Consider the following 19,722-nt stretch of genomic DNA (forward strand, 5'->3'; position numbering starts at 1 on the left):
GATTTTTTAGCCCACCGTATTATTCCTAATTCACAATTCCTAATTACTATTGTATCATACATGCACCTACTGTTACATTGCTGGTTTCATCTATCAATATAGCCCCGCCATTTACCCGCAACTTTTGGTAGCTGTCATACGGGATGGGCTGTGCTGTTTTAATAGTTGCCCTTATAATATCGTTTAGCCCAGCGTTTACTGGCGAATAATCCTTTTCCAATGTATTTACATCCAGCTTATAGTCGATTGACTTTACAATAGCCCTTACCCTTGTGCTGTTTATTTGAAAAAGGTATTTATTGCCGGGCAGCAATGGTTTGCTGTCCATCCAGCAAAGCAACACTTCCAGTTGTTGCTCTACCTGTGGCAAATTATCGTCTTTTACCAGCACATCCCCACGGCTTACATCTACATCATCCTCCAGATGCAGGATTACGCTTTGTGGTGCAAAAGCCTCTTGCACTTCCTTGCCACCTAATTCTATCAGGCTTATTTTGCTTTTTACACCTGATGGCAACACCGTGATGGCATCCCCTATTTTATAAATACCACTGATAACTTTTCCTGCGTACCCCCTGTAATCATGCAATTCTTCCGTTTGGGGGCGTATTACATATTGAACTGGGAAACGGCCATTGATTAAATCAATATCATTTTCTATGGATACATTCTCAAGGAAATGTAATAAAGTATCCCCTTTGTACCATGGTAAAAGCTGTGAAGGGTCAACAATATTGTCCCCATTTAAAGCAGAAATTGGTATATAAGTAATATCTTTTATGCCTAATTGCTTCGCCAATATTTCGTAATCAATCAAGATATTGTTGTACACATCCTGCGAGTAGCCTACCAAGTCCATTTTATTCACTGCCACAACCACATGCGGTATATTAAGCAATGAAGCTATAATAGAATGTCGCCTTGTTTGTTCTATCACGCCAAGCCTTGCATCAACTAATATGATAATCAACTCAGAATTAGAAGCCCCGGTAACCATGTTCCTAGTATATTGTATATGCCCCGGCGCATCTGCAATTATAAACTTGCGTTTAGGTGTAGAAAAGTATTTGTAGGCCACATCAATCGTGATGCCTTGCTCCCTTTCGGCCCTTAAACCATCTGTTAGCAATGCCAAATCAATTTCCCCATCCTCACGGTTTTTGGTTTGCTTTTCCAAAGCCTCCAAATGATCTATCATAATGCTCTTGCTATCGTACAGCAAACGCCCGATAAGGGTACTTTTACCATCATCTACACTGCCTGCCGTTATAAATCTTAATATATCCATAAACCCAAGGGGAATTTTGAATGTGAATTTTAAATTTTGAATACCATTGCTGTCCTTACACCCCATTAGGGTATGGGGGTGAGAACGAACTTAAAAATACCCGCCTTTCTTCCTGTCTTCCATGGCGGCTTCGCTTACCCGGTCGTCAATCCTTGTTTCGCCACGTTCGCTCGTTTTTGTGGCTATTATTTCGTTGATAATATCATCTATAACCGATGCCTCGCTTTCTACTGCTGCTGTGCAGGTCATGTCCCCTACTGTCCTATACCGTACTTTTTTCACGGAAATTTTATCAGTAGGCTCCAATTGAATAAATTTGGACATAGCCACATACTGACCTTCAAATTCCAACACTTCCCTGTCATGGGCAAAATAGATAGAAGGCAATGCAATGTTTTCCCTCCTGATATAGTTCCAAATGTCCAATTCAGTCCAGTTACTAATAGGGAAAACCCTTACGTTTTCACCTTTATCAATCTTGCCGTTGTAAATGTTCCATAATTCTGGGCGTTGCAATTTTGGGTTCCATTGCCCAAACTCGTCCCTTATTGAAAATATCCTTTCCTTGGCTCTTGCTTTTTCTTCGTCTCTCCTTGCGCCGCCAATGCAAGCATCAAACTTAAATTCTTCTATCGCATCTAACAAAGTATAGGTCTGTAAAGCATTCCTGCTGGCAAACTTGCCCTTTGGTTCAGTTAAATGCTTAGCTTTTATGGTGTCTTCCACATTGCGTACAATCAATTTCTCGCCAATATCCGCTGCCATTTTGTCCCTATAATCCAATGCTTCTTGGAAATTATGGCCTGTGTCTATATGCAATAATGGAAAAGGGAATTTACCCGGTCGGAAAGCTTTCAATGCCAAATGCACCAGCACAATAGAATCCTTGCCTCCCGAAAACATCAATGCAGGACGTTCAAACTGCCCTGCCACTTCCCTCATTATATGAATGGATTCCGATTCTAATTGATCCAAATAGTCTAATCTGTAATTGCTCATTTATTTTTTATTTTCAAAAAATGCTATGCTGAAAAGCGTTACCTGCCTCATGCGCCTTCAATTCAAAACTTAACACTCAAAACTTAAAATAACCCTTAATTATGCACATGCAACCCACATTCCTTTTTAGCTGCATTTTCCCACCACCAACGGCCTGCCCTGAAATCTTCGCCCGGCCTTACTGCGCGGGTGCAAGGTAAGCAGCCAATGCTTACAAACCCACGATCGTGCAGTGGATTGTATGGAATATTATGTTTTGTAATATTTTCTTTTACCTGCTCGGTGGTGTAATGCAGCAATGGGTGATATTTTATTACTTTATTGCCCTCGTCCCATTCCAATATTTCCAAGTTGTGCCTATCGGGCGAATGTTCAGCCCTTAAGCCAGTTACCCAGATACTGTTCCCGGCCAACGCTCTTTTCAAAGGCTCTACTTTGCGGATAAAGCAACAGGCTTTCCTGTTTTCCACGCTTTCGTAAAAAGCGTTGGGTCCATTTTCTGAAACAAAAGTTTCTAATGCCTCATGTTGGGGGTAATAAGGCTTGATATGTGTTTGGTAACGCTCATTGGTGCTGCTCCACACACTATAGGTCTCCGAAAACAAACGCCCAGTATCCAATGTAAATATGCTGATAGGCAATTGGTTGCTTAGTATTTCGTGCGAAATAAACTGGTCTTCAAAGCTAAAGCTGGAGGAGAAAGTAACTTTGCCCGGAAAATCGGAAACAAACAATTCCAACACTTCTTTTATTGATAACCCATCAATTTTATGTAGTAATCCTTCAATGCTATTTTCACCTGCTACTGCCATATTAATGGTAAGTTTAAATATTACTAGGTTATTTAATCTACTTTTTTGGTTAGGTTCATTTTCAATCATTCATGTACATAACCCTCCAAGCAAAGGGCAGCAAATATACAGAAACCTACCCTAATGGTCGACAAAAGTAAATCCTTGTGTTAACAAACTGGTTTCATTATTAGGAAAACTATTTCAAGAACTTCCCGAAAGTTTAAACTTTCGGGAAGTTGACCTGAAATACACTAATTTTTTTTTGGAGATGCTCGTGAGTACGTATATGTTATTGTAATTCAGATTTCCCCCACCATGGGGGCATTTTTGGACACTCATGGGGGCGTATTTCCCCCATATAGGATTGTTCTTTTGCACGGGTCCTAAATCAATTCTAACTTTATACTATATAATCCCTTGTTTTCCTTTGTTCGCTGCCCCATGGGGCTCATTTTAAACGCAAAAAAACATTATTATGAACTACATCCTTGCTCAAAAAAACACGAAAAAGTACTCACTTTTCTGCGAAAATCACGCACAAAATAAGCATAAATCACGCATAAAATAAGCACAAAATAAGCATAAAATAAGCACAAAATAGGCATCTTAAAAACCACAAAAGCACTGTATTTCAATGAGTTATGATGTATGAATACCTAAAAAATAAATTCAGGGTGCCAAAAGCCAGCCAAACCAAACATGCAACGCCTCTTAAAATAGTTCATAAATATTTTCACTTTGTATTCAATTAAGGTTGCATTAAATACTAGGTTGGCATTCACAAGCACCTCAAAAAAAGAATTAGCCCTTAAATATTTGCCAATTCTTCAAAACAAATGCACATCAACGTTACATTTACATATTGTCAGTAACATGCTTATATCAGATTGACATTTTTACTGTCGGCATGACAAAAATATAGTTGGCAGCAAAAAATTTGTTAATTGGCTTTGCTATATATATTAAGAACAAAATAGGTTTGTTTATTTTGCAGCACAAAGGCATGTTATTTGTTTCTATCAAAACGAAAAATTAGGGAACTATGAATTTAAAAAACATCTTAACCATTGTTGGCATCAGTGCCACAACTACATTGATTAGTGTTTTTGGCTATACTAAAATAGTACAAAACAGGTATGCTTCCGTTCAGGAACCAGGAAAAATACCTGCCAACTATGCAGGCTTTTTCGGCAATAATAACAGCCCACTGGCTAATGTTGATTTTACGGCTGCTGCCACATCGGCCACACCTGCCGTAGTCCATATAAAAACAAAAACAAAAGAAAAACGTATAGCCAATACCCAAAAGCAGGTAAACCCTTTTGGCGATATGTTTGGCGGCGGCATGTTTGACGACTTCTTCAACGGCCCAAAAGTTATCCCCGAGCAAAGGGCAAGTGGCAGTGGCGTAATTATTAGTGAAGACGGGCTAATAGTAACTAACAACCACGTAGTTGACGGTGCAGATGAAATAAACATAACATTGCCTAACAAGAAATCTTATAAGGGAACAGTTGTAGGCACAGACCCAAGCAGCGATATAGCCGTAGTTAAAATTGAAGCCAAAGGGTTGCCTTACCTAGTTTATGGAAACAGCGACGATGCCAAACTTGGTCAATGGGTATTGGCAATAGGCTATCCATTAAACCTTGATGTAACTGTAACCGCAGGTATTGTTAGTGCAAAATCAAGAAGTATCAACATTAACACAAGGCAGAGTGCAACGCCAGTGGAATCGTTCATACAAACAGATGCTGCTGTAAACCCAGGCAATAGCGGTGGTGCACTGATAAACACCAATGGTGAGCTTATAGGAATCAACTCTGCCATTGCCTCCCCAACTGGTTCTTATGCTGGCTACTCTTATGCGATACCTGTGAATATCGTAAAGAAAGTAGTAAACGACATAGTGAAATTTGGTACTGTCCAAAGGGCATTTGTTGGCATTTCTTACCCAATGGAAGGCATTAGCGAAGAAGAAAAAGCCAAGCAAGGTATTAAAGATGTAGATGGGGTTTATGTAATGGAAACGCCTGTTGGCGGGGCTGCCAATGCGGCTGGCATTAAAAAAGGCGATGTTGTTACTAAAATTAACGGGGTAACTGTTACCACCGGCCCTGAAATGGTTGAGCAAGTATCACGCTACAAACCGGGCGACAAAATTACCATTACCTATACTAGGGATGGCAAAGAAAACACCGTAAGCGTTGTGCTTAAAAACAAAGGCGGCAACACAGATGTAGTAAAAAATGAGAGCATCCTAGACCAGCTAGGCGCGGACTTGCAGAATGTAGATAAAAAAATCGCCAGCGCAAATGATATTGCTGGTGGTGTTCTTGTTAAGAAAATAAAAGAAGGCCTTTTGAAAGCCACTAAGATGCAGGATGGGTTTGTAATCACCAGCGTAAACGACGTGGAAATAAAAACTGTTGACGACCTAAAAGCTGCCTTGACCTCAGCCAAGGGTAATACTGTGAGACTATTAGGCATCTACCCTGGTTTCCAAGGCACTTATGCCTACCCACTAAGTTTGGCGGGTGAGTAAATTGAAATAAGTTTATTACTTTTAAAAAAAGAGCGGCTACCTATTGTTAAAGTAGCTGCTCTTTTTTACTTATAGGGTTTCAAATATTCGTTAAAGCAATTATCTATTAAAGTTATCATACTGCCCCTCTCCTATATTTGCACTTCTAAATTCTTGAAATGAACAAAATATACCTAATTGGATTTGTGTTTTTAACCTTAGTTTCAACCGCAAAAGCCCAAAACGACCCAGCAGCAAAAAAAATACTGGATGGCGTAAGTGCTAAAATAAAAAACTTTAAAGCCATTACTGCTACATTCTCATTGAAGTCTATAACAAGCAAAGGCAAGGACAATGGGACAAAAGTGGGTTCTGTTTCTTTAAAAGGGCAGAAATACGTAATGAAACAAAACAAGGTGGAAATCATTTGCGATGGAGCAAAAATTTATAATTTTGATGGCAACAAAACCATTACTGTTTCTAGTGTTGAGGATGCAGGATCTACACTTAGCCCACAAATATTATTATCAAACTTTTACGACAAAGATTATACTTACAAGTTAATATCTGCTGCTGGCAATTTTTACCAAATAGAATTGTTGCCAAATGACAAACGCAAGAATGTTCAAAAAATAAACATTTATATAGATAAAGCCAAGAGCTTTATTACTAAGGCAAAAGTATTGGACAAAAGCAATAATACAATTGAGCTAAGCATCAGCAACCCAAATACTAATGCTACCTTAAACGATAATATATTCCAATTTAACAAGGCCAAGTATCCTAAGGATATAGAAGTGCTGGATTAGTGTAGCCCCTACATGGCCAATTGGATTTTCCTTAACATCTTGTACACCAAATTCATCAGCCCTATCACGGCTTTTGACCTCTTGATGCCCATGTTGTGGATATACATACCCTTCATGGACATGTCCATGAAGCCGAAAACATGCTCCACTTTTGCCCTTGTCTTTGATTTTAAGGTGTTCGATGCTATTTGCGCCGCTGTCAAAGGCATGTTCCAAGCACCTTTTCATTCACTTGGTTACCATCCCATATTCTGCCTTCACCGCCTCCTGATTGAGGTTGGTGTAGGCAGAATCGCCATGCAGGGCTGCCTATTGTCAGTGGCATCCAACAAGCCCTCAAGCGGCTGCATATCGTGGTTACTTGCTTCGCTGACATCGTAAGCGGTGGCGAATTTCTGCTTGCTTTTTATCTTTGCGGTGGTTCTCGTACCCAAAATAGGCAATATTGTTTTTTGCCTGTTGCTTTTGCCTGTTTCTTGCTTTTAAACCTTTGGGCTTCCTTGTGCTTTTGTGCCTTTGTAGCAAAATAAATGTGTGAATCTTGTAAATGATAACTGCTTTTGTATAACATTCAATTGCCTTGCTTCATTGACCTTTACAAAGCAATAAAGCAGACGTAAAATAGAATTACAATGAAAGTATCGAACAGCATAGGCATTTGGATGGACCATTCAACAGCACACTTAATGGAATTTACAACTGAACCTATTGAAACAAAAACCCTTGAATCGCCTTTCACCCATGCCGTGAAAGAAGAAACATTGAGTAAAAGCGAAAGCCTTAGCAACCATAAGGAACAACATCTGGAAGCTGGATATTACAAGCAATTAGGTGATATTATTAAAAACTACACGGATGTGCTTCTTTTTGGGCCAACAGACGCAAAAGTAGAATTACATAATATATTAAAGGCAGACCATCATTTTGATAAAATAGCCATTGATGTGGAGCAGGCAGATAAAATGACCGACAACCAAATGCACGCTTTTGTACAGCACCACTTTTCAAAGAAAAATTAAAATAACCACTTTTATTAAAGCAACACAATATGGGGAAATATTTACCCATATTGTGTTGCTTTATACTTATCCAATACTGACGAACAGCCTAACTGGTAGGTTTTTGGATATGTTGCTTGTAATTCTCATTTTATTTTAACTATACTAATGCTTAAAGCTGTTTTTGGGCATGGGATTAGCCTATTCATTAAATACTACAAGCAATTACTTAATGGAAAAAACTGTACCCATAGCGGAAGCGATACCAAAAGAGCATTTTTTTATATCTAAAGCATTGGATGATTTTTTTAGATCCATATACGACATTTATAAATTCATCATATCCTATTTTAAAGAAGTCTTCTCCCCTCCTTTTGAACTAAAAGAAATTATCAACCAATGCTATCAAGTGGGTGTACGGTCTTTAGCACTGGTTTCGGTAACTGGTTTTGTAGTAGGTATTGTTTTTACAAAGCAGTCCCGACCATCATTAGCCACTTTTGGGGCCAGTTCTTGGCTACCATCATTAATGTCAGTAGCCATCATCAGGGCATTAGGACCTTTGGTTACAGCACTGATTGCTTCGGGCAAAGTAGGCTCCAACATGGGGGCAGAGCTTGGCAGCATGAAAGTAACAGAGCAAATAGATGCCATGGAAGTATCTGGTACTAACCCGTTTAAATATTTGGTAGCAAGCCGCATTACCGCCGTAATGCTTATGCTTCCTGTTTTGGTTTTATACACCGGCTTCATAGGTATGCTTGGTTCTTACTTGAATGTACATGCCAATGAGCTAACCAGCTTTACTTCTTTTTTTCGGCAAGCATTGAGCAAAATCTCCTTTTTAGATATTATTTCCTCCCTTATTAAATCGTTGTTTTTTGGTTTCACAATTGGTGTAGCTGGCTGCTACCAAGGTTACCATGCCGAAAATGGCACTAGGGGTGTTGGAATGGCAGCAAACAAAGCCGTGGTTATTTCCATGTTCCTGATTTTCATGGAGGAAATGTTGATAGTGCAGGTTGTAAACGCAATACGATAATTATGAATTATGAGTTATTAATTATGTGGGTTTAGTCATCTTTTGCAAATGACTTTCAAAAAGGAAATATTTAAAATGACTGACATTTTGCCAATAACCCTGAAAGGGTTGATCAACAGTAGAAACGGTTAAAACCCATGGTAGCAGTAGGTATTAAATTAAAAACAAATGAATATCGATTATAACAATACAGTAGTTTCTATCAAGGGGTTAAAAAAATCCTTTGGGCAGCTTACTGTGTTGGATGGAGTAGACATAAATATTTTTAAAGATGAAAACATTGCTATCCTTGGGCGCTCAGGCTCTGGTAAGTCTGTGTTTATAAAACTGGTTTGTGGATTGTTGAAACCAGATAGCGGTACTATAAACGTATTAGGAAAAGATGTTACGGCTATTAGCCCGGAAGAACTGAGGGAGCTGAGGGTAAAAATTGGGTTCTCATTCCAAAGTAGTGCCTTGTACGATAGCATGAGCGTAAGAAAAAACTTGGAATTCCCTTTGGTAAGGAACCAGCCCAACCTAAGCAGGCAGGAAGTAAACAATGCCATAGAGGAGGTGTTACACGAGGTTGGCCTTCCACAAACCATTAAACAAATGCCATCTGAATTATCTGGCGGGCAGCGGAAACGCATTGGCATTGCACGGACATTGATTTTAAAGCCAGACATTATGTTGTATGATGAGCCCACGTCTGGGCTGGATCCAATTACTTGTGTGGAGATAAACAACCTGATTGTAAAAGTGCAGCAGCAATACAATACTACCGCCATCATTATCACGCATGACCTCACCTGTGCAAAAACAACTGCCAACAGGATAGCCGTTTTGCAGGAAGGTAAGTTTTTAAAAATAGGCACGTTTGCAGAAGTATTTGCCTCTCAGGAGGAAAGCTTACAAGCATTTTATAATTACAATTTTATAATGGACCCGCAGAAAGCGGTTTGATAAAAACCATTCTACTCAACTCAAATATTAATCGCATGGAAAAAATAAATAAACGCCCGATAATTGTTGGCATTTTTATAAGTATTGGCTTGGCAATATTGATACTCATTACCATGTCGTTAGGCAAACAGAAAAACACCTTTGTAAAAACGTTTACCATCAACGCTATTTTTGATGATGTAGGCGGCTTGCTGCAAGGCGGCAATGTTTGGTTTTCTGGGGTAAAAATAGGAACAGTAAAGAAAATTAGTTTTTATGGCGATTCTAAAGTACTGGTAACCTTGAGCATAGAGGAAAGTGCACAATCGCACTTGCACAAGGATACAAAGGCCAAACTAGGTTCCGATGGTTTGATTGGCAATAAAATAGTAGTTTTATATGGCGGTGAGCCTGCTGCACCTGAGATTCAAAAGGATGATTACCTCGCAGTTGAGAAATCTGGAAGCACAGACGAAATGCTGGCAACATTGCAACAAAACAATAAGAACCTGCTGGAAATTACGGCAAATTTTAAACACATAAGTAAAAGTATTGATAGCGGCACTGGCACCATTAGTAGCTTGATCAATGACAAGGAAATGGCCAACAAGTTACGCCAGACCATAAATGACCTGAATGTTACTGTTGCTAATTTTAAAACAAGTTCTGCTGAAAGCAAAACAGTGCTGGCCAATATGGGCAGCTTCTCCCACAAACTGAACGACCCCAATAATTCTGTCAATAAGATAATAGCAGACACGGCCATGCACACCAATTTGAGCAATGCCATAGCTGGGCTAGCAGGTTCTGCCTATTCCATCAGTGGCTTTGCAGGCAATTTAAAAACAGCCAGCGAACGATTTAACCAAAAAGACAATACGGTAGGCTTATTACTCAATGATTCTGTGTCTGCTGCTTCTGTAAAAACCACCCTCAAAAACCTAGAAAGCAGCAGCCACAAGCTAGACGAAGACCTAGAAGCTGTCCAGCATAATTTTTTATTGAGGGGATTTTTTAAAAAGAAAAATAAGGGGTAAGAATAAAAGAACTGATTTAGCCTTAATGAACAGTTACATTTATCAATAGAGCTAAATCAATTTTGTTTACCAAGGGCTTACTTCCGTTCCATCCTCAATATCATTGCTAAAAAACTGTCCTGTTGGGGCATTCTCGTCTGTAAGTGTGTGTTTAATAATGAAACTTGCAGCACTCTCCACTGTTCCGGAGCCACTATGGTGGTTGAAATCGGTAGCGGTATAGCCTGGGTCAATTGCATTTACTTTAAATGGCAAGTCTCTCAGTTCATAAGCCAATAAAATAGTAAAGGCATTTAAAGCGGCTTTTGAAGGTACATAACTTGCCAGCTTCACATTGTAGTATTTCCAAGTGGGGTCGCTATGCAAATTGAGCGACCCAAGCCCAGAAGTAATATTGCTAATTCGTGGGCTGTCCGACTTTTTAAGCAATTCCAAAAATATTTGCGTAACGCTGATTACGCCAAAGTAGTTGGTGTCAAACACATCCTGGATGTCTTTTATAGAGGTAGTCAATACGCTTTCAGGAAATCCTTTGCTTATGCCAGCGTTGTTAATTAATATATCCAATTTCCCCTGCTCCTTTTCTACAATTTTTTTGGCAGCAAAAATGGTATTTGATTTCGTAACATCTATAGCAATAGCCTTGATGTTATGAAAACCATCTTCGTTTAATTCATGTACAATAGCATTGCCCTTCTCAATGTCTCGACTTCCTAAATAAACAAACAACCCTTTTTTTGACAATTGTTTTGCTGTTTCCAAGCCAATGCTCCTGTTGGCCCCGCTAATTAATACTGATTTCATTTTTTTGTTTTAATTTGATGGAGCAAAAATGACCTATTTAAAAATGAAACCATTTGCCATTTGGCAAAAAGCGTGTTAGCTTATTTTTTTTCTTATCCGGCTAAGTGAAGATTGCGTGATGCCAAGGTAAGAAGCGATATAAGAAAGCGGGATGCGGTTTACAACCGTAGGATATATTTCCATAAACTTTAAATAGCGGCTAGTAGCATCTTGCGATAATAATGGGCTTATCCGCTCTACTTTTTGAAGCAATGCTTTTGAAATAATCTTATGTACAATCGTATCCCAGCCAACAATGGTGTTTATTAATTCCTGCCAATCTTTCTTGGAAAAAACAACGAGCCTGCAATTGGTAATGGCTTGCACATAAGAGGATGATGGAATTTCATTGTCAAAACTAGTTAAGTCCACTACCATATTGTTTTCTTCAATTAAATATTTGGTAATTTCTTCACCTTTGTTATTGTAATAACAAACCCTTGCTATACCATCTATAATAAAGCCAAATTGCCGGGAAATCTTTCCTGCTTCCGAAAAATAAGCATCTTTCCGTAGTTCTAATTCTGTCGCTTTTTTTGAGATTAAGTCAATTTGCTGTTGGTTTAAATTGCCAAATTGCAAAACATATTCTATCCATTCTTTCATTGCTGCAAGTTAGCCAAAGTAATTTTGGCGGGATTTTTCATTTGGCAAAAAATAATTGGCCATGACTTTATAGCCCAACTAGAAAATTGAAACCATCTTTTATTATTTCACATCAATCGTAATATCTGTATTCACGTTGTTATTTATCAACTTAGATTTTGCAGCATAAATATCCTTAACATCCTGTTTTAGTATTTTTTGCGATGCTTCGTTGCCTTCTCTTAGCTCTTTTAGCCTTTGGAATATAGATTGTCCGGCTTTGTTCTCAAAGATAGCTTGGAAAGAATAAGCACTGTCCCAATTAGCAAGTTTGGCTTTCTCGGGGGCAGTATCGTTCCAATAGGGCATATAGTAGGTGGTAAAGTCATGTAGCTGGAATTTTTTATAGGGGTTATAGGTAAACGCCTTGAAAGCAGGGTTATTGCCATGACCCGGAGCAATAGCGGGTACAGAAATTAAGGATGCAAAAGCACCAGACTTATCCATTAACAGCCTTACCCCATCCATGTGCGAATGGCTACTAAGCAGCCCAACAATATTATCTTGAAAGCTGGCAATGATATTAAGGAATTTATCCTGATTGTTTATGTCATTTCCTTTGTCAATAGAGGCGTCCCAAATAGGTTTGTATTCGCCTTTATCTGCATAGCCGTCCGTTCCCGGGGGGATGTGCATTACTAGCAATGCTTGTTCGTTATTCTCTTTTACATCGGCTAATTGGCTATTTAGCCAGTCCAATTCTTTTGTGGCATCCTCTGCCCATTTTTTGTGGTATTTTTTGTTGAAGACAACCGTGTTCAGTGCTATTACCCTTAGCTTTTGCCCTTTACCCAATGGGTATGCCGAATAACACCCTAGGGCATTGAACAGGGAACGTGCTTCTTTCGGGCGAGTTTCTACTTTGTTCTTAGCCATCAAAAATGGCCAGCTTGAATCTTGAAAAATAGTTGTGGAAAACCTGCCATAGTTGGTATCTGCATCGTTGTTGCCTTGCACAAACAGCAATGGAGTATTATAATCCTCCGACAATTTTTTCAAGTCAGCCAATACTTTTGTCCTAGCTTCCTTCCTGGTGCTTGCAGTTGATGGCGCCTCTTTTTTTGCATCGTGCCTTGGTAAATCGCCCAATACGATTATAAACCGTGGGTGTTGGTCAGCTATTGTGTTGGCTATTTTTGTTTTTGCCCGATCCCAAAGCTCGTTACTGGTATTGTTGCCTTGGTTTGCAATCTCCTGATTTTCATTCCCTAGGTCTAAATGTATATCTGAAAATACCAAGAAGCATGGAAGTACCCTGCTTGCTTGTTGTATTTGTTTATTGACAACAATAGGCTTAGGGGCAATGGTAAATGCCAAAACCAATAACAAAAAAGCAATGCAGATGAAGGCGAAGGGTTTAAAAAAATTACGGGGCATACTAGCGATAATTATTTAAAATTCAACTAAAGATAACTATTTCGCCAATTGTGAAAATACAAATATTAGAATATTTCTAAACCATGTTAGTAGTATTATAGGCATATTGTTATTTCGGATTTTGGATAATTTTCTAATCTTCCCTTGAAGCACTTTTTTTGAAGCACTTTAAAGTGCTTCAAAAAAAGGGCTTCAAATTCTATAAGCAAAACAAACTTTCACCGCCCCAAATCTCCCGCACGGTTTATGTATTATAAATTTTCATAGATTGGATTTAATAAAACGATTGTAAAATAAATACCATGCACAAGATACCAATGGGGAAACTGGAAAAATATCCCACCCTTCCCGATATGGCAGCCTTCTCAAAAGAAGCCTGCTTGAAAGAGTTAAAAGGGTTCCAGAAAAAATTATTCGACCTGCAGAATGTATTTTTTGCCGATGGGCGTTTTGCCCTGCTGGTAGTTTTCCAAGGTTTGGATACTTCTGGCAAGGATGGCACTATCCGCCACGTTATGTCTTGTATGAACCCTGCCGGGGTTGACGTGAAATATTTTAAAGCACCTATGCCTGAAGAAATTTCGCACGATTTCCTTTGGCGTGTATGGCCGCATTTTCCTGCAAAGGGAATTATAGAAGTATTTAACCGCAGCTACTATGAGGATATTATTGTGCCTTCTATCGCAAAAAAAATGTCAAAGGATGATATAGACCAACGGATGAACCTTGTTAACACGGTAGAGGAACACTTAGAGGCAAACGGCACACATATCTTAAAATTTTTCCTACATATTTCCAGGGAAGAGCAAGAGGTAAGGTTGAAAGAACGATTGATAAAACCACACAAAATGTGGAAATATGCCAAGGCAGATGAATTAGTTCCCAAAAAATGGGATGAGTACATAGAAGTCTATGATAAAATAATTACCAAATGCAATAACCCCAACTGGCATATAATCCCTGCGGGCAAGCGTTGGTACAGGAATTATCTGGTGGCAAAAATTGTAACGGAATACCTCGGTAGCCTTCATTTAAAATACCCTACAAAAGTGGCATCAGAAGATTAGGCCAATCGCGGCATCCTTTATGCTTATATAGTAGTAGATGAGTAATTGTTGTAGCACATGTTCACATTCATCAACTAAAAAAGCAAAAATGAAAACAGTTAAAGTATTATTGATAGCCTTATCATGCTTAATGATTAAAAATGCCAGCGCACAACTTTCGGTAAACATAAATATCGGCACGCCGCCTATGTGGGCACCTGCAGCTGCACCGGAAGCCAAATATTATTACCTGCCCGATGTGGAATCTTATTATGACGTGACTAATTCAAATTTTATTTACATGAATAACGGGCAATGGATCCGTGGGGCTTCTTTACCCGGCCCTTATGCAAATTACGATTTGTATCATGGTTATAAAGTTGTGATGACAGATTATCATGGAAGCAGGCCTTATGATACATATAATGTTTACCACGTAAAATACCATAAAGGCTATAAAGGCGGGTATCAAAAAACTTTTAAAGACAAGAAAGAACACCATGATAATTCTTCTCACTCAGGCAGGCACGACAACGGCCATGGTGAAAAACACGATAATGGAAATGGACATGATGACGATCATGGAAATCACGGAAATGGACACGGCGAAGGTCATGGTGAAGGCCACGGTAATGGTCATGGTCACGGAAAAGATTAAAATTCAGTAGAAAAATCCCCATTAAATTTCTCAACAGAGAAATTTAATGGGGATTTTTCTACTATGTGAATGGGGCATACTATTTGGGCTATATAGCTTGGAAATAGATATTGAACAAATACAGAATCGTTAGCACAATTTAATCTCATTAAATTAAAGATTATGAACACGCAAGAACCACGCAAAGACAAGCAACAAGAGGAAAAAGATTTTCCCGGCTACCCTATTTATCCTGCCAACGAAGACATATACAGCCGTTTTAAAGAAGAGGAAGACATTGATCCAGAAGATGTTTCCAAATTAAAAACCGAAAACGAAAAAGGCAAATTCGAGAAAAGGAACGAGAAAGATTTTGGCAGGGACAAATCTGGCGACGATTTGGATATTCCCGGTGGAGAATTGGACGACGAGGACGAAATACTGGGTGAAGAAGATGAAGAAAACAATTATTACAGCCTAGGCGGCGACAACCATGAGAACTTGGATGAAGACAATGGCGATTAAAATATTTAACTAGCCACAAAGAAATGAAAACACCAATAGGCACAAAGTTTCAAAGGGTAGAAAAAACTATATGCTTTTTCTTTCTTAGTGCTACTTAGAGACTTTGAGTCTTTGTGGGAAAATAATACCTGTGTTGTAATCAGGTATGTAACTTTGTATTATATTGTAACTTAAAAATACAATAAAACCCGTGGACTATAAAGATTATTATAAGGTATTAGGCATAGACAAAAAAGCCACCCCAGCCGAGATAAAAAAAGCATACCGGGAATTGGCACTAAAATACCACCCCGACAAAAACCCTGGCAATAAAGCTGCCGAGGACAAATTCAAGGAGGCCAACGAAGCCAACGAAGTATTGAGCGACCCCGAAAAAAGGAAAAAATATGATGAGCTGGGCGAAAACTGGCAGCAGCACGAGCGTATGAAAAACCAAGGCGGTGGCAGCCCTTTTGGTGGGGCTGATTTTGGCGGGGGTGGAGATGGCTTTGGTGGCGCAGGTTTCTCTGACTTCTTTGAGCAGTTTTTTTCAGGCGGCGGGCGTACTGCTGGTCGTGGCGGCGGTGGTAGGAACACAGGCTTTAAAGGCAACAACATAGAAGCGGAAATGGAAATTTCGCTGGAAGAAGCCTATACAGGCACTAGTCGTTTTCTGCAATTGGAAGACGAAAAGCTACGCATTACTTCTAAACCCGGTTCCTATACCGACCTTTTATTAAAGGTTAAGGGTAAAGGGTCTAAAGGTAGTACCAAAGAGCGCAACGGGGATTTGCTGGTACGCATACTTGTAAGACCTCACCCAGTATTTACCCGTAAAAGCGACGATTTGTACCAAACAGAAAATATTGACTTATATACAGCCGTATTAGGCGGTGAAAAAATTGTGATTACCCTTTCGGGCAAAATAAAAATAAAAATTGCCGCTGGCACGCAAAATGGCAAAACCATACGTGTAAAAGGGAAAGGAATGCCCTTGTATGGCAAGCCAGAAGTTTATGGCGATATGTACATCCAATTGAATGTGCAAATACCAGAAACATTAACTGACATGCAGAAAGAATTGTTTGAACAGTTGAGGAATAGTGCGGAGTAATAAACATATTAAAGTTGCTAGCTTTTAAAAGGTTGGCAACTGTAATATAAATTTTAATAATTAATTGTAGCAGCAAACCTGCCATCCACGCCCAAAGCTGCTGCCGAAGCAGCATTAATCCTGATTAAATACCCTGCATCTTCCTTTATACTGGGCAATGGGCCAAGAACCTTTGCACAGATGCTTTTATTGTTGGCAGTGATGCGTATGATAGTACCCTGCGAAATATCGTTTACCAAGGCATAATATTTTTTGTCGCTCCAGCCACTGGATGATTTAAAGGTGCCGGCATCCCCCATAACTATGTTGGAAGAAATGGATTTCCGGTTGAAATAAGTAGCAAAAAAGCCTTCCTCATTTACATACTTAGCATTTTTAGGGATAGGTGTAGATTCTGCTTTAATGTTACTAATAGCCTTTGGCAAATCGTCCTTTGGAATAATAACCAAGGCTGTATCTTTTGTAATTTGTTTTGGTAATAATGGGCTTTTTTTTACAACAGTATCTTTTGCAATTGCAGTTACTATCACAGCATTTAGTGTTTTTTTTGAAGTATCTATTTTTGTTATCTCGTCTGTTATATGTGCACTTGCGTTTACAAGTGTATCTATTGCTTTTATGGCCGAATCTTTCATAACAGTTGCCTCAGTTACTTTGGTACTTGCTTTTGAAAGCGTATCTATTGTGGTTGCAGCAATCATTTGTGCAATGGTATCTTTTTTTGCAACAATGTCTGTTTTAGGCAAAGTAAAAGGCTGTTTTGCCAATGAAGCATCTTCAACATTGATTGAGCTGTTTTTTTTGGGTAGTATAGTTTTTTCAACAGCAGCTGGAGCAGGTTCTGCATCAACTTTGGCGTTCCTGGAAGTTGACTTGCCCACTATTAGTACTTGCCCAAGGGATAGCTTGTCCGTTTTCATGTTGTTCCACTCCATCAATTGTGGCTCTGGAACTTTGTATTGTTTGCTAAGCTTATACAAGTTATCTCCTTTTACTACCGTGTAGTGGGTAAGTGTAGTTGTAGTTATCAAGGCAGGTTGCACTCTTTTTGCAACTACTTGTACTAAAGGTTTTGCCGGGACAACGGCAACATTCTGTTTAACAGGTATTGCAGGGTTTATTTTGAATAGTGAACTATCGATTTTTGCATTCGCATCTTTTGGCACATCTGGTATCTTGATGATGTCGCCCAATTTCAAAACACTTTTTGTGTTCATCCCATTTAGCCGCATGATGTCGCCTACCGTTGTATGGTTGGCCTTTGCCAGTATAGACAGTGTTTCATTTGGCTTGATGGTGTGCAGGGTATATCCCCCGGTTTGAGCTTGCGTGCTGGAAAGGAAACCAAGCACAAAACAGGTAAATAATGCTATAAACAGGGTAATTTTTCTTGGGCTTGGTAGCAGCATAAACAACAAAGTGGTTAATTACAGGTAAAATTAGCTTTTTAAAATTCTCCATGCTTGCGGATAATAATTATTCAGCCGATTGGGTAAAACTTTTGCCCAGCCAAGCGGCAATCCACAATGGGTTACTAAGTTCCAGCCTTTGGTGCTTTCCACAAAAAAATCTTGCCTACGCAGGTATTGCAAAGCTTGTTCTTCATCTAGGTCCATTTTGTTGAAACAATCAAGTGGCAAATAGCTCAATGCCAGCTCGTGGTGCGGTATAACATCCTTGCCTTTGATTGTGCCGAGTTCTATCCCAGCTTTTTTAATATACAAGTGCTTTGCCAGCATCTGCAATGAGGCAAACCATTGTGTTTCTATTGCCTTGATGGCATCACCCTGCTTGAAGTAAGAAAAATCAGTTCCTAAGTGGATAAACTCATTAATCGTTTGTTGTTCTGTTTTTGATAACCCTCCCAGCTTTTGTTCAGAATAATAGCCCGATTGGCCTCCATTGGTTTTGATAAAAGCCGCAATAAAAAAGCCTTCGCCTTTGGTAAGGTAGGGATAAAATCGATAGCCATTTGCCACATGCTTGTCAGATAAAGTTTCCACAATACCCCATTCATTCTGAAGTGGAATAGGAACGGGTTTTAGTAATTGGTTGTCTATCAATGTATCTAGTATATCTTCATCTTCGGCTTTGCTATAACTGCAAGTGGAGTATATCAATATACCATTTTCTTTTAGGCTAGGCAATATATCGGCTATAATGCGTTCCTGCCTTTGGCTACAGAGGCGTACATTGTTTTCGCTCCATTCCTCAATGGCTTGCGCATCTTTCCTGAACAGGCCGCTCCCGCTGCATGGGGCATCTACCACTATTACATCAAAAAAGTTTTCCAAGGCTTTAAAATGCGATGGGTCGTTATTGGTAACCACCACATTGCCGCTGCCCCATTTGGTAATATTTTCTACCAAAACGCTTGCCCTTGCTTTTATCACCTCGTTGCTTATTACCAGTCCATCTTTAAAATAGGAAGCCAATAAGGTGCTTTTCCCGCCGGGGGCAGCACACAAGTCAAGCACTTTTAAACCTTTGGTATTATTGCCTATGGTTTGCTCCAACATATGCCACAAAAACATGCTGCTGGCTTCCTGCACATAATAGGCACCTGCATGAAAAACAGGGTCTAGCGTAAAAGACGGCCTTTCGGCAAGGTAATGTCCGTGGGGGCACCAGGCAATTTCTTTTGTTTTAAGTTTTGAGTTTTGAGTTTTAAGTGGAAAAGGTCTTTCGGTGAACGATAAACGGTCAACGGTCAACGGTTTTGCCGGGTTTAGGCGTATGGAGGTAACCTGTTCGCCAGACTGGTGGACAGCTTCAAAAGCAGCAGCGTGAAAGCCTTTTATGCCCTGCAATGATTGTATTAATAAAGGTGGTAGCACGGGGCGAAGATATAGCAATGTTTAAATGTTTTTTTGCCACAAAGGCACAAAGGCTCAAAGTGGCACTAAGGAAAAAAGAAGAAAAAAAGAAAAAAGTGGAAGCATGGTATTTTTCTTGCTTTTTTGCTTCCAGGAGGCATGCAATGAAAACTAAAAATAAGGTAAACAACTATGTTTTCATTCTTTTATTCTCTTAAAACTATGTGTTCTATGTGCCTATGTGGTGAAAATAATAGCTTAGCAGTAACATTTTTCTTTGTTTTCCTTCGTGCTTTTGTGCCTTTGTGGCAGAAAAAATAGTCAA

At 39.3% G+C, this 19,722-nt stretch carries 20 protein-coding genes; 10 read left to right on the plus strand and 10 right to left on the minus strand.

Features of this window, described 5'->3' with window-relative positions:
- Positions 1-46: 46 nt before the first annotated feature.
- The 3 genes from ACHFIY_RS15965 to ACHFIY_RS15975 all read right to left on the minus strand — a co-directional run bounded on the left by ACHFIY_RS15965 (position 47) and on the right by ACHFIY_RS15975 (position 3,099).
- Positions 47-1,288, minus strand: a complete 1,242-nt coding sequence (locus tag ACHFIY_RS15965; RefSeq protein ID WP_410847115.1) for a sulfate adenylyltransferase subunit 1 — start codon at positions 1,286-1,288, stop codon at positions 47-49.
- Positions 1,289-1,378: 90 nt separating this feature from the next.
- The gene (gene cysD / locus ACHFIY_RS15970; RefSeq protein WP_410847116.1) at positions 1,379-2,287 is read right to left on the minus strand and encodes a sulfate adenylyltransferase subunit CysD; all 909 of its coding nucleotides are present in this window, start codon (positions 2,285-2,287) and stop codon (positions 1,379-1,381) included.
- Between the two features lie 95 nt (positions 2,288-2,382).
- Positions 2,383-3,099, minus strand: coding sequence for a phosphoadenylyl-sulfate reductase (locus ACHFIY_RS15975; protein WP_410847117.1), 717 nt, complete (start codon positions 3,097-3,099; stop codon positions 2,383-2,385).
- 1,024 nt (positions 3,100-4,123) lie between these two features.
- Here ACHFIY_RS15975 and ACHFIY_RS15980 point away from each other — a divergent pair.
- Positions 4,124-5,626: a trypsin-like peptidase domain-containing protein gene (locus ACHFIY_RS15980; RefSeq protein WP_410847118.1), complete on the plus strand. Its 1,503-nt coding sequence runs from the start codon at positions 4,124-4,126 to the stop codon at positions 5,624-5,626.
- Between the two features lie 158 nt (positions 5,627-5,784).
- A complete protein-coding gene (gene lolA1, locus ACHFIY_RS15985; protein WP_410847119.1) occupies positions 5,785-6,414 on the plus strand; it encodes an outer membrane lipoprotein periplasmic chaperone LolA1 in 630 nt (209 codons plus the stop codon).
- 8 nt (positions 6,415-6,422) lie between these two features.
- Here lolA1 and ACHFIY_RS15990 read toward each other — a convergent pair whose 3' ends face one another.
- Complete coding sequence (locus ACHFIY_RS15990; RefSeq protein WP_410847120.1) at positions 6,423-6,623, minus strand: hypothetical protein; 201 nt, start codon at positions 6,621-6,623, stop codon at positions 6,423-6,425.
- 48 nt (positions 6,624-6,671) lie between these two features.
- Complete coding sequence (locus ACHFIY_RS15995) at positions 6,672-6,848, minus strand: hypothetical protein (RefSeq protein ID WP_410847121.1); 177 nt, start codon at positions 6,846-6,848, stop codon at positions 6,672-6,674.
- A 198-nt stretch (positions 6,849-7,046) separates the two neighbouring features.
- On the opposite strand from ACHFIY_RS15995, the gene ACHFIY_RS16000 reads away from it, so the two are divergent.
- From ACHFIY_RS16000 to ACHFIY_RS16015, 4 genes are all read left to right on the plus strand, one after another.
- Positions 7,047-7,433, plus strand: a complete 387-nt coding sequence (locus tag ACHFIY_RS16000) for a hypothetical protein (RefSeq protein WP_410847122.1) — start codon at positions 7,047-7,049, stop codon at positions 7,431-7,433.
- Positions 7,434-7,602: 169 nt separating this feature from the next.
- Positions 7,603-8,454 carry an MlaE family ABC transporter permease gene (locus tag ACHFIY_RS16005; protein WP_410847123.1) on the plus strand — a complete coding sequence of 284 codons (852 nt, stop codon included), beginning with the start codon at positions 7,603-7,605 and terminating at the stop codon, positions 8,452-8,454.
- A 168-nt stretch (positions 8,455-8,622) separates the two neighbouring features.
- Positions 8,623-9,399: an ABC transporter ATP-binding protein gene (locus tag ACHFIY_RS16010; protein ID WP_410847124.1), complete on the plus strand. Its 777-nt coding sequence runs from the start codon at positions 8,623-8,625 to the stop codon at positions 9,397-9,399.
- Between the two features lie 35 nt (positions 9,400-9,434).
- Complete coding sequence (locus tag ACHFIY_RS16015) at positions 9,435-10,415, plus strand: MlaD family protein (RefSeq protein ID WP_410847125.1); 981 nt, start codon at positions 9,435-9,437, stop codon at positions 10,413-10,415.
- Between the two features lie 66 nt (positions 10,416-10,481).
- On the opposite strand, the gene ACHFIY_RS16020 is transcribed toward ACHFIY_RS16015, so the two are convergent.
- The 3 genes from ACHFIY_RS16020 to ACHFIY_RS16030 all read right to left on the minus strand — a co-directional run bounded on the left by ACHFIY_RS16020 (position 10,482) and on the right by ACHFIY_RS16030 (position 13,280).
- Positions 10,482-11,219: an SDR family NAD(P)-dependent oxidoreductase gene (locus ACHFIY_RS16020; protein WP_410847126.1), complete on the minus strand. Its 738-nt coding sequence runs from the start codon at positions 11,217-11,219 to the stop codon at positions 10,482-10,484.
- A gap of 75 nt (positions 11,220-11,294) precedes the next feature.
- Entirely contained in the window at positions 11,295-11,864 is a 570-nt protein-coding gene (locus ACHFIY_RS16025) for a Crp/Fnr family transcriptional regulator (protein WP_410847127.1), read from the minus strand.
- Positions 11,865-11,966: 102 nt separating this feature from the next.
- Positions 11,967-13,280: a metallophosphoesterase gene (locus ACHFIY_RS16030; RefSeq protein ID WP_410847128.1), complete on the minus strand. Its 1,314-nt coding sequence runs from the start codon at positions 13,278-13,280 to the stop codon at positions 11,967-11,969.
- Positions 13,281-13,582: 302 nt separating this feature from the next.
- Here ACHFIY_RS16030 and ACHFIY_RS16035 point away from each other — a divergent pair, with 302 nt between their 5' ends.
- The 4 genes from ACHFIY_RS16035 to ACHFIY_RS16050 all read left to right on the plus strand — a co-directional run bounded on the left by ACHFIY_RS16035 (position 13,583) and on the right by ACHFIY_RS16050 (position 16,581).
- On the plus strand, positions 13,583-14,347 hold the full coding sequence (locus tag ACHFIY_RS16035; protein ID WP_410847129.1) for a PPK2 family polyphosphate kinase: 765 nt from the start codon (positions 13,583-13,585) through the stop codon (positions 14,345-14,347).
- Positions 14,348-14,435: 88 nt separating this feature from the next.
- On the plus strand, positions 14,436-14,984 hold the full coding sequence (locus ACHFIY_RS16040) for a hypothetical protein (RefSeq protein WP_410847130.1): 549 nt from the start codon (positions 14,436-14,438) through the stop codon (positions 14,982-14,984).
- A 162-nt stretch (positions 14,985-15,146) separates the two neighbouring features.
- Positions 15,147-15,488, plus strand: a complete 342-nt coding sequence (locus ACHFIY_RS16045) for a hypothetical protein (RefSeq protein ID WP_410847131.1) — start codon at positions 15,147-15,149, stop codon at positions 15,486-15,488.
- A 190-nt stretch (positions 15,489-15,678) separates the two neighbouring features.
- Positions 15,679-16,581, plus strand: coding sequence for a DnaJ C-terminal domain-containing protein (locus ACHFIY_RS16050; protein ID WP_410847132.1), 903 nt, complete (start codon positions 15,679-15,681; stop codon positions 16,579-16,581).
- 53 nt (positions 16,582-16,634) lie between these two features.
- On the opposite strand, the gene ACHFIY_RS16055 is transcribed toward ACHFIY_RS16050, so the two are convergent.
- Positions 16,635-17,990, minus strand: coding sequence for a LysM peptidoglycan-binding domain-containing protein (locus ACHFIY_RS16055; protein WP_410847133.1), 1,356 nt, complete (start codon positions 17,988-17,990; stop codon positions 16,635-16,637).
- Between the two features lie 30 nt (positions 17,991-18,020).
- Positions 18,021-19,418, minus strand: coding sequence for a methyltransferase RsmF C-terminal domain-like protein (locus ACHFIY_RS16060; RefSeq protein WP_410847134.1), 1,398 nt, complete (start codon positions 19,416-19,418; stop codon positions 18,021-18,023).
- Positions 19,419-19,722 lie beyond the last annotated feature (304 nt).

Origin of the sequence: Parasediminibacterium schistidii (assembly GCF_046546515.1) — a bacterium.
Classification (GTDB): domain Bacteria; phylum Bacteroidota; class Bacteroidia; order Chitinophagales; family Chitinophagaceae; genus Parasediminibacterium.

What these genes read in the sequence shown, in the direction of transcription:
- ACHFIY_RS15965 (WP_410847115.1), bottom strand. Translation starts at nt 1,288, where the DNA reads ATGGATATATTAAGATTTATAACGGCAGGCAGTGTAGATGATGGTAAA.
- ACHFIY_RS16000 (WP_410847122.1), top strand. Translation starts at nt 7,047, where the DNA reads ATGAAAGTATCGAACAGCATAGGCATTTGGATGGACCATTCAACAGCA.
- ACHFIY_RS16005 (WP_410847123.1), top strand. Translation starts at nt 7,603, where the DNA reads ATGGGATTAGCCTATTCATTAAATACTACAAGCAATTACTTAATGGAA.
- ACHFIY_RS15975 (WP_410847117.1), bottom strand. Translation starts at nt 3,099, where the DNA reads ATGGCAGTAGCAGGTGAAAATAGCATTGAAGGATTACTACATAAAATT.
- ACHFIY_RS16045 (WP_410847131.1), top strand. Translation starts at nt 15,147, where the DNA reads ATGAACACGCAAGAACCACGCAAAGACAAGCAACAAGAGGAAAAAGAT.
- ACHFIY_RS16055 (WP_410847133.1), bottom strand. Translation starts at nt 17,990, where the DNA reads ATGCTGCTACCAAGCCCAAGAAAAATTACCCTGTTTATAGCATTATTT.
- ACHFIY_RS15980 (WP_410847118.1), top strand. Translation starts at nt 4,124, where the DNA reads ATGAATTTAAAAAACATCTTAACCATTGTTGGCATCAGTGCCACAACT.
- ACHFIY_RS16040 (WP_410847130.1), top strand. Translation starts at nt 14,436, where the DNA reads ATGAAAACAGTTAAAGTATTATTGATAGCCTTATCATGCTTAATGATT.
- ACHFIY_RS16020 (WP_410847126.1), bottom strand. Translation starts at nt 11,219, where the DNA reads ATGAAATCAGTATTAATTAGCGGGGCCAACAGGAGCATTGGCTTGGAA.
- lolA1 (WP_410847119.1), top strand. Translation starts at nt 5,785, where the DNA reads ATGAACAAAATATACCTAATTGGATTTGTGTTTTTAACCTTAGTTTCA.
- cysD (WP_410847116.1), bottom strand. Translation starts at nt 2,287, where the DNA reads ATGAGCAATTACAGATTAGACTATTTGGATCAATTAGAATCGGAATCC.
- ACHFIY_RS16010 (WP_410847124.1), top strand. Translation starts at nt 8,623, where the DNA reads ATGAATATCGATTATAACAATACAGTAGTTTCTATCAAGGGGTTAAAA.
- ACHFIY_RS16025 (WP_410847127.1), bottom strand. Translation starts at nt 11,864, where the DNA reads ATGAAAGAATGGATAGAATATGTTTTGCAATTTGGCAATTTAAACCAA.
- ACHFIY_RS16015 (WP_410847125.1), top strand. Translation starts at nt 9,435, where the DNA reads ATGGAAAAAATAAATAAACGCCCGATAATTGTTGGCATTTTTATAAGT.
- ACHFIY_RS15990 (WP_410847120.1), bottom strand. Translation starts at nt 6,623, where the DNA reads ATGCCTTTGACAGCGGCGCAAATAGCATCGAACACCTTAAAATCAAAG.
- ACHFIY_RS16030 (WP_410847128.1), bottom strand. Translation starts at nt 13,280, where the DNA reads ATGCCCCGTAATTTTTTTAAACCCTTCGCCTTCATCTGCATTGCTTTT.
- ACHFIY_RS16035 (WP_410847129.1), top strand. Translation starts at nt 13,583, where the DNA reads ATGCACAAGATACCAATGGGGAAACTGGAAAAATATCCCACCCTTCCC.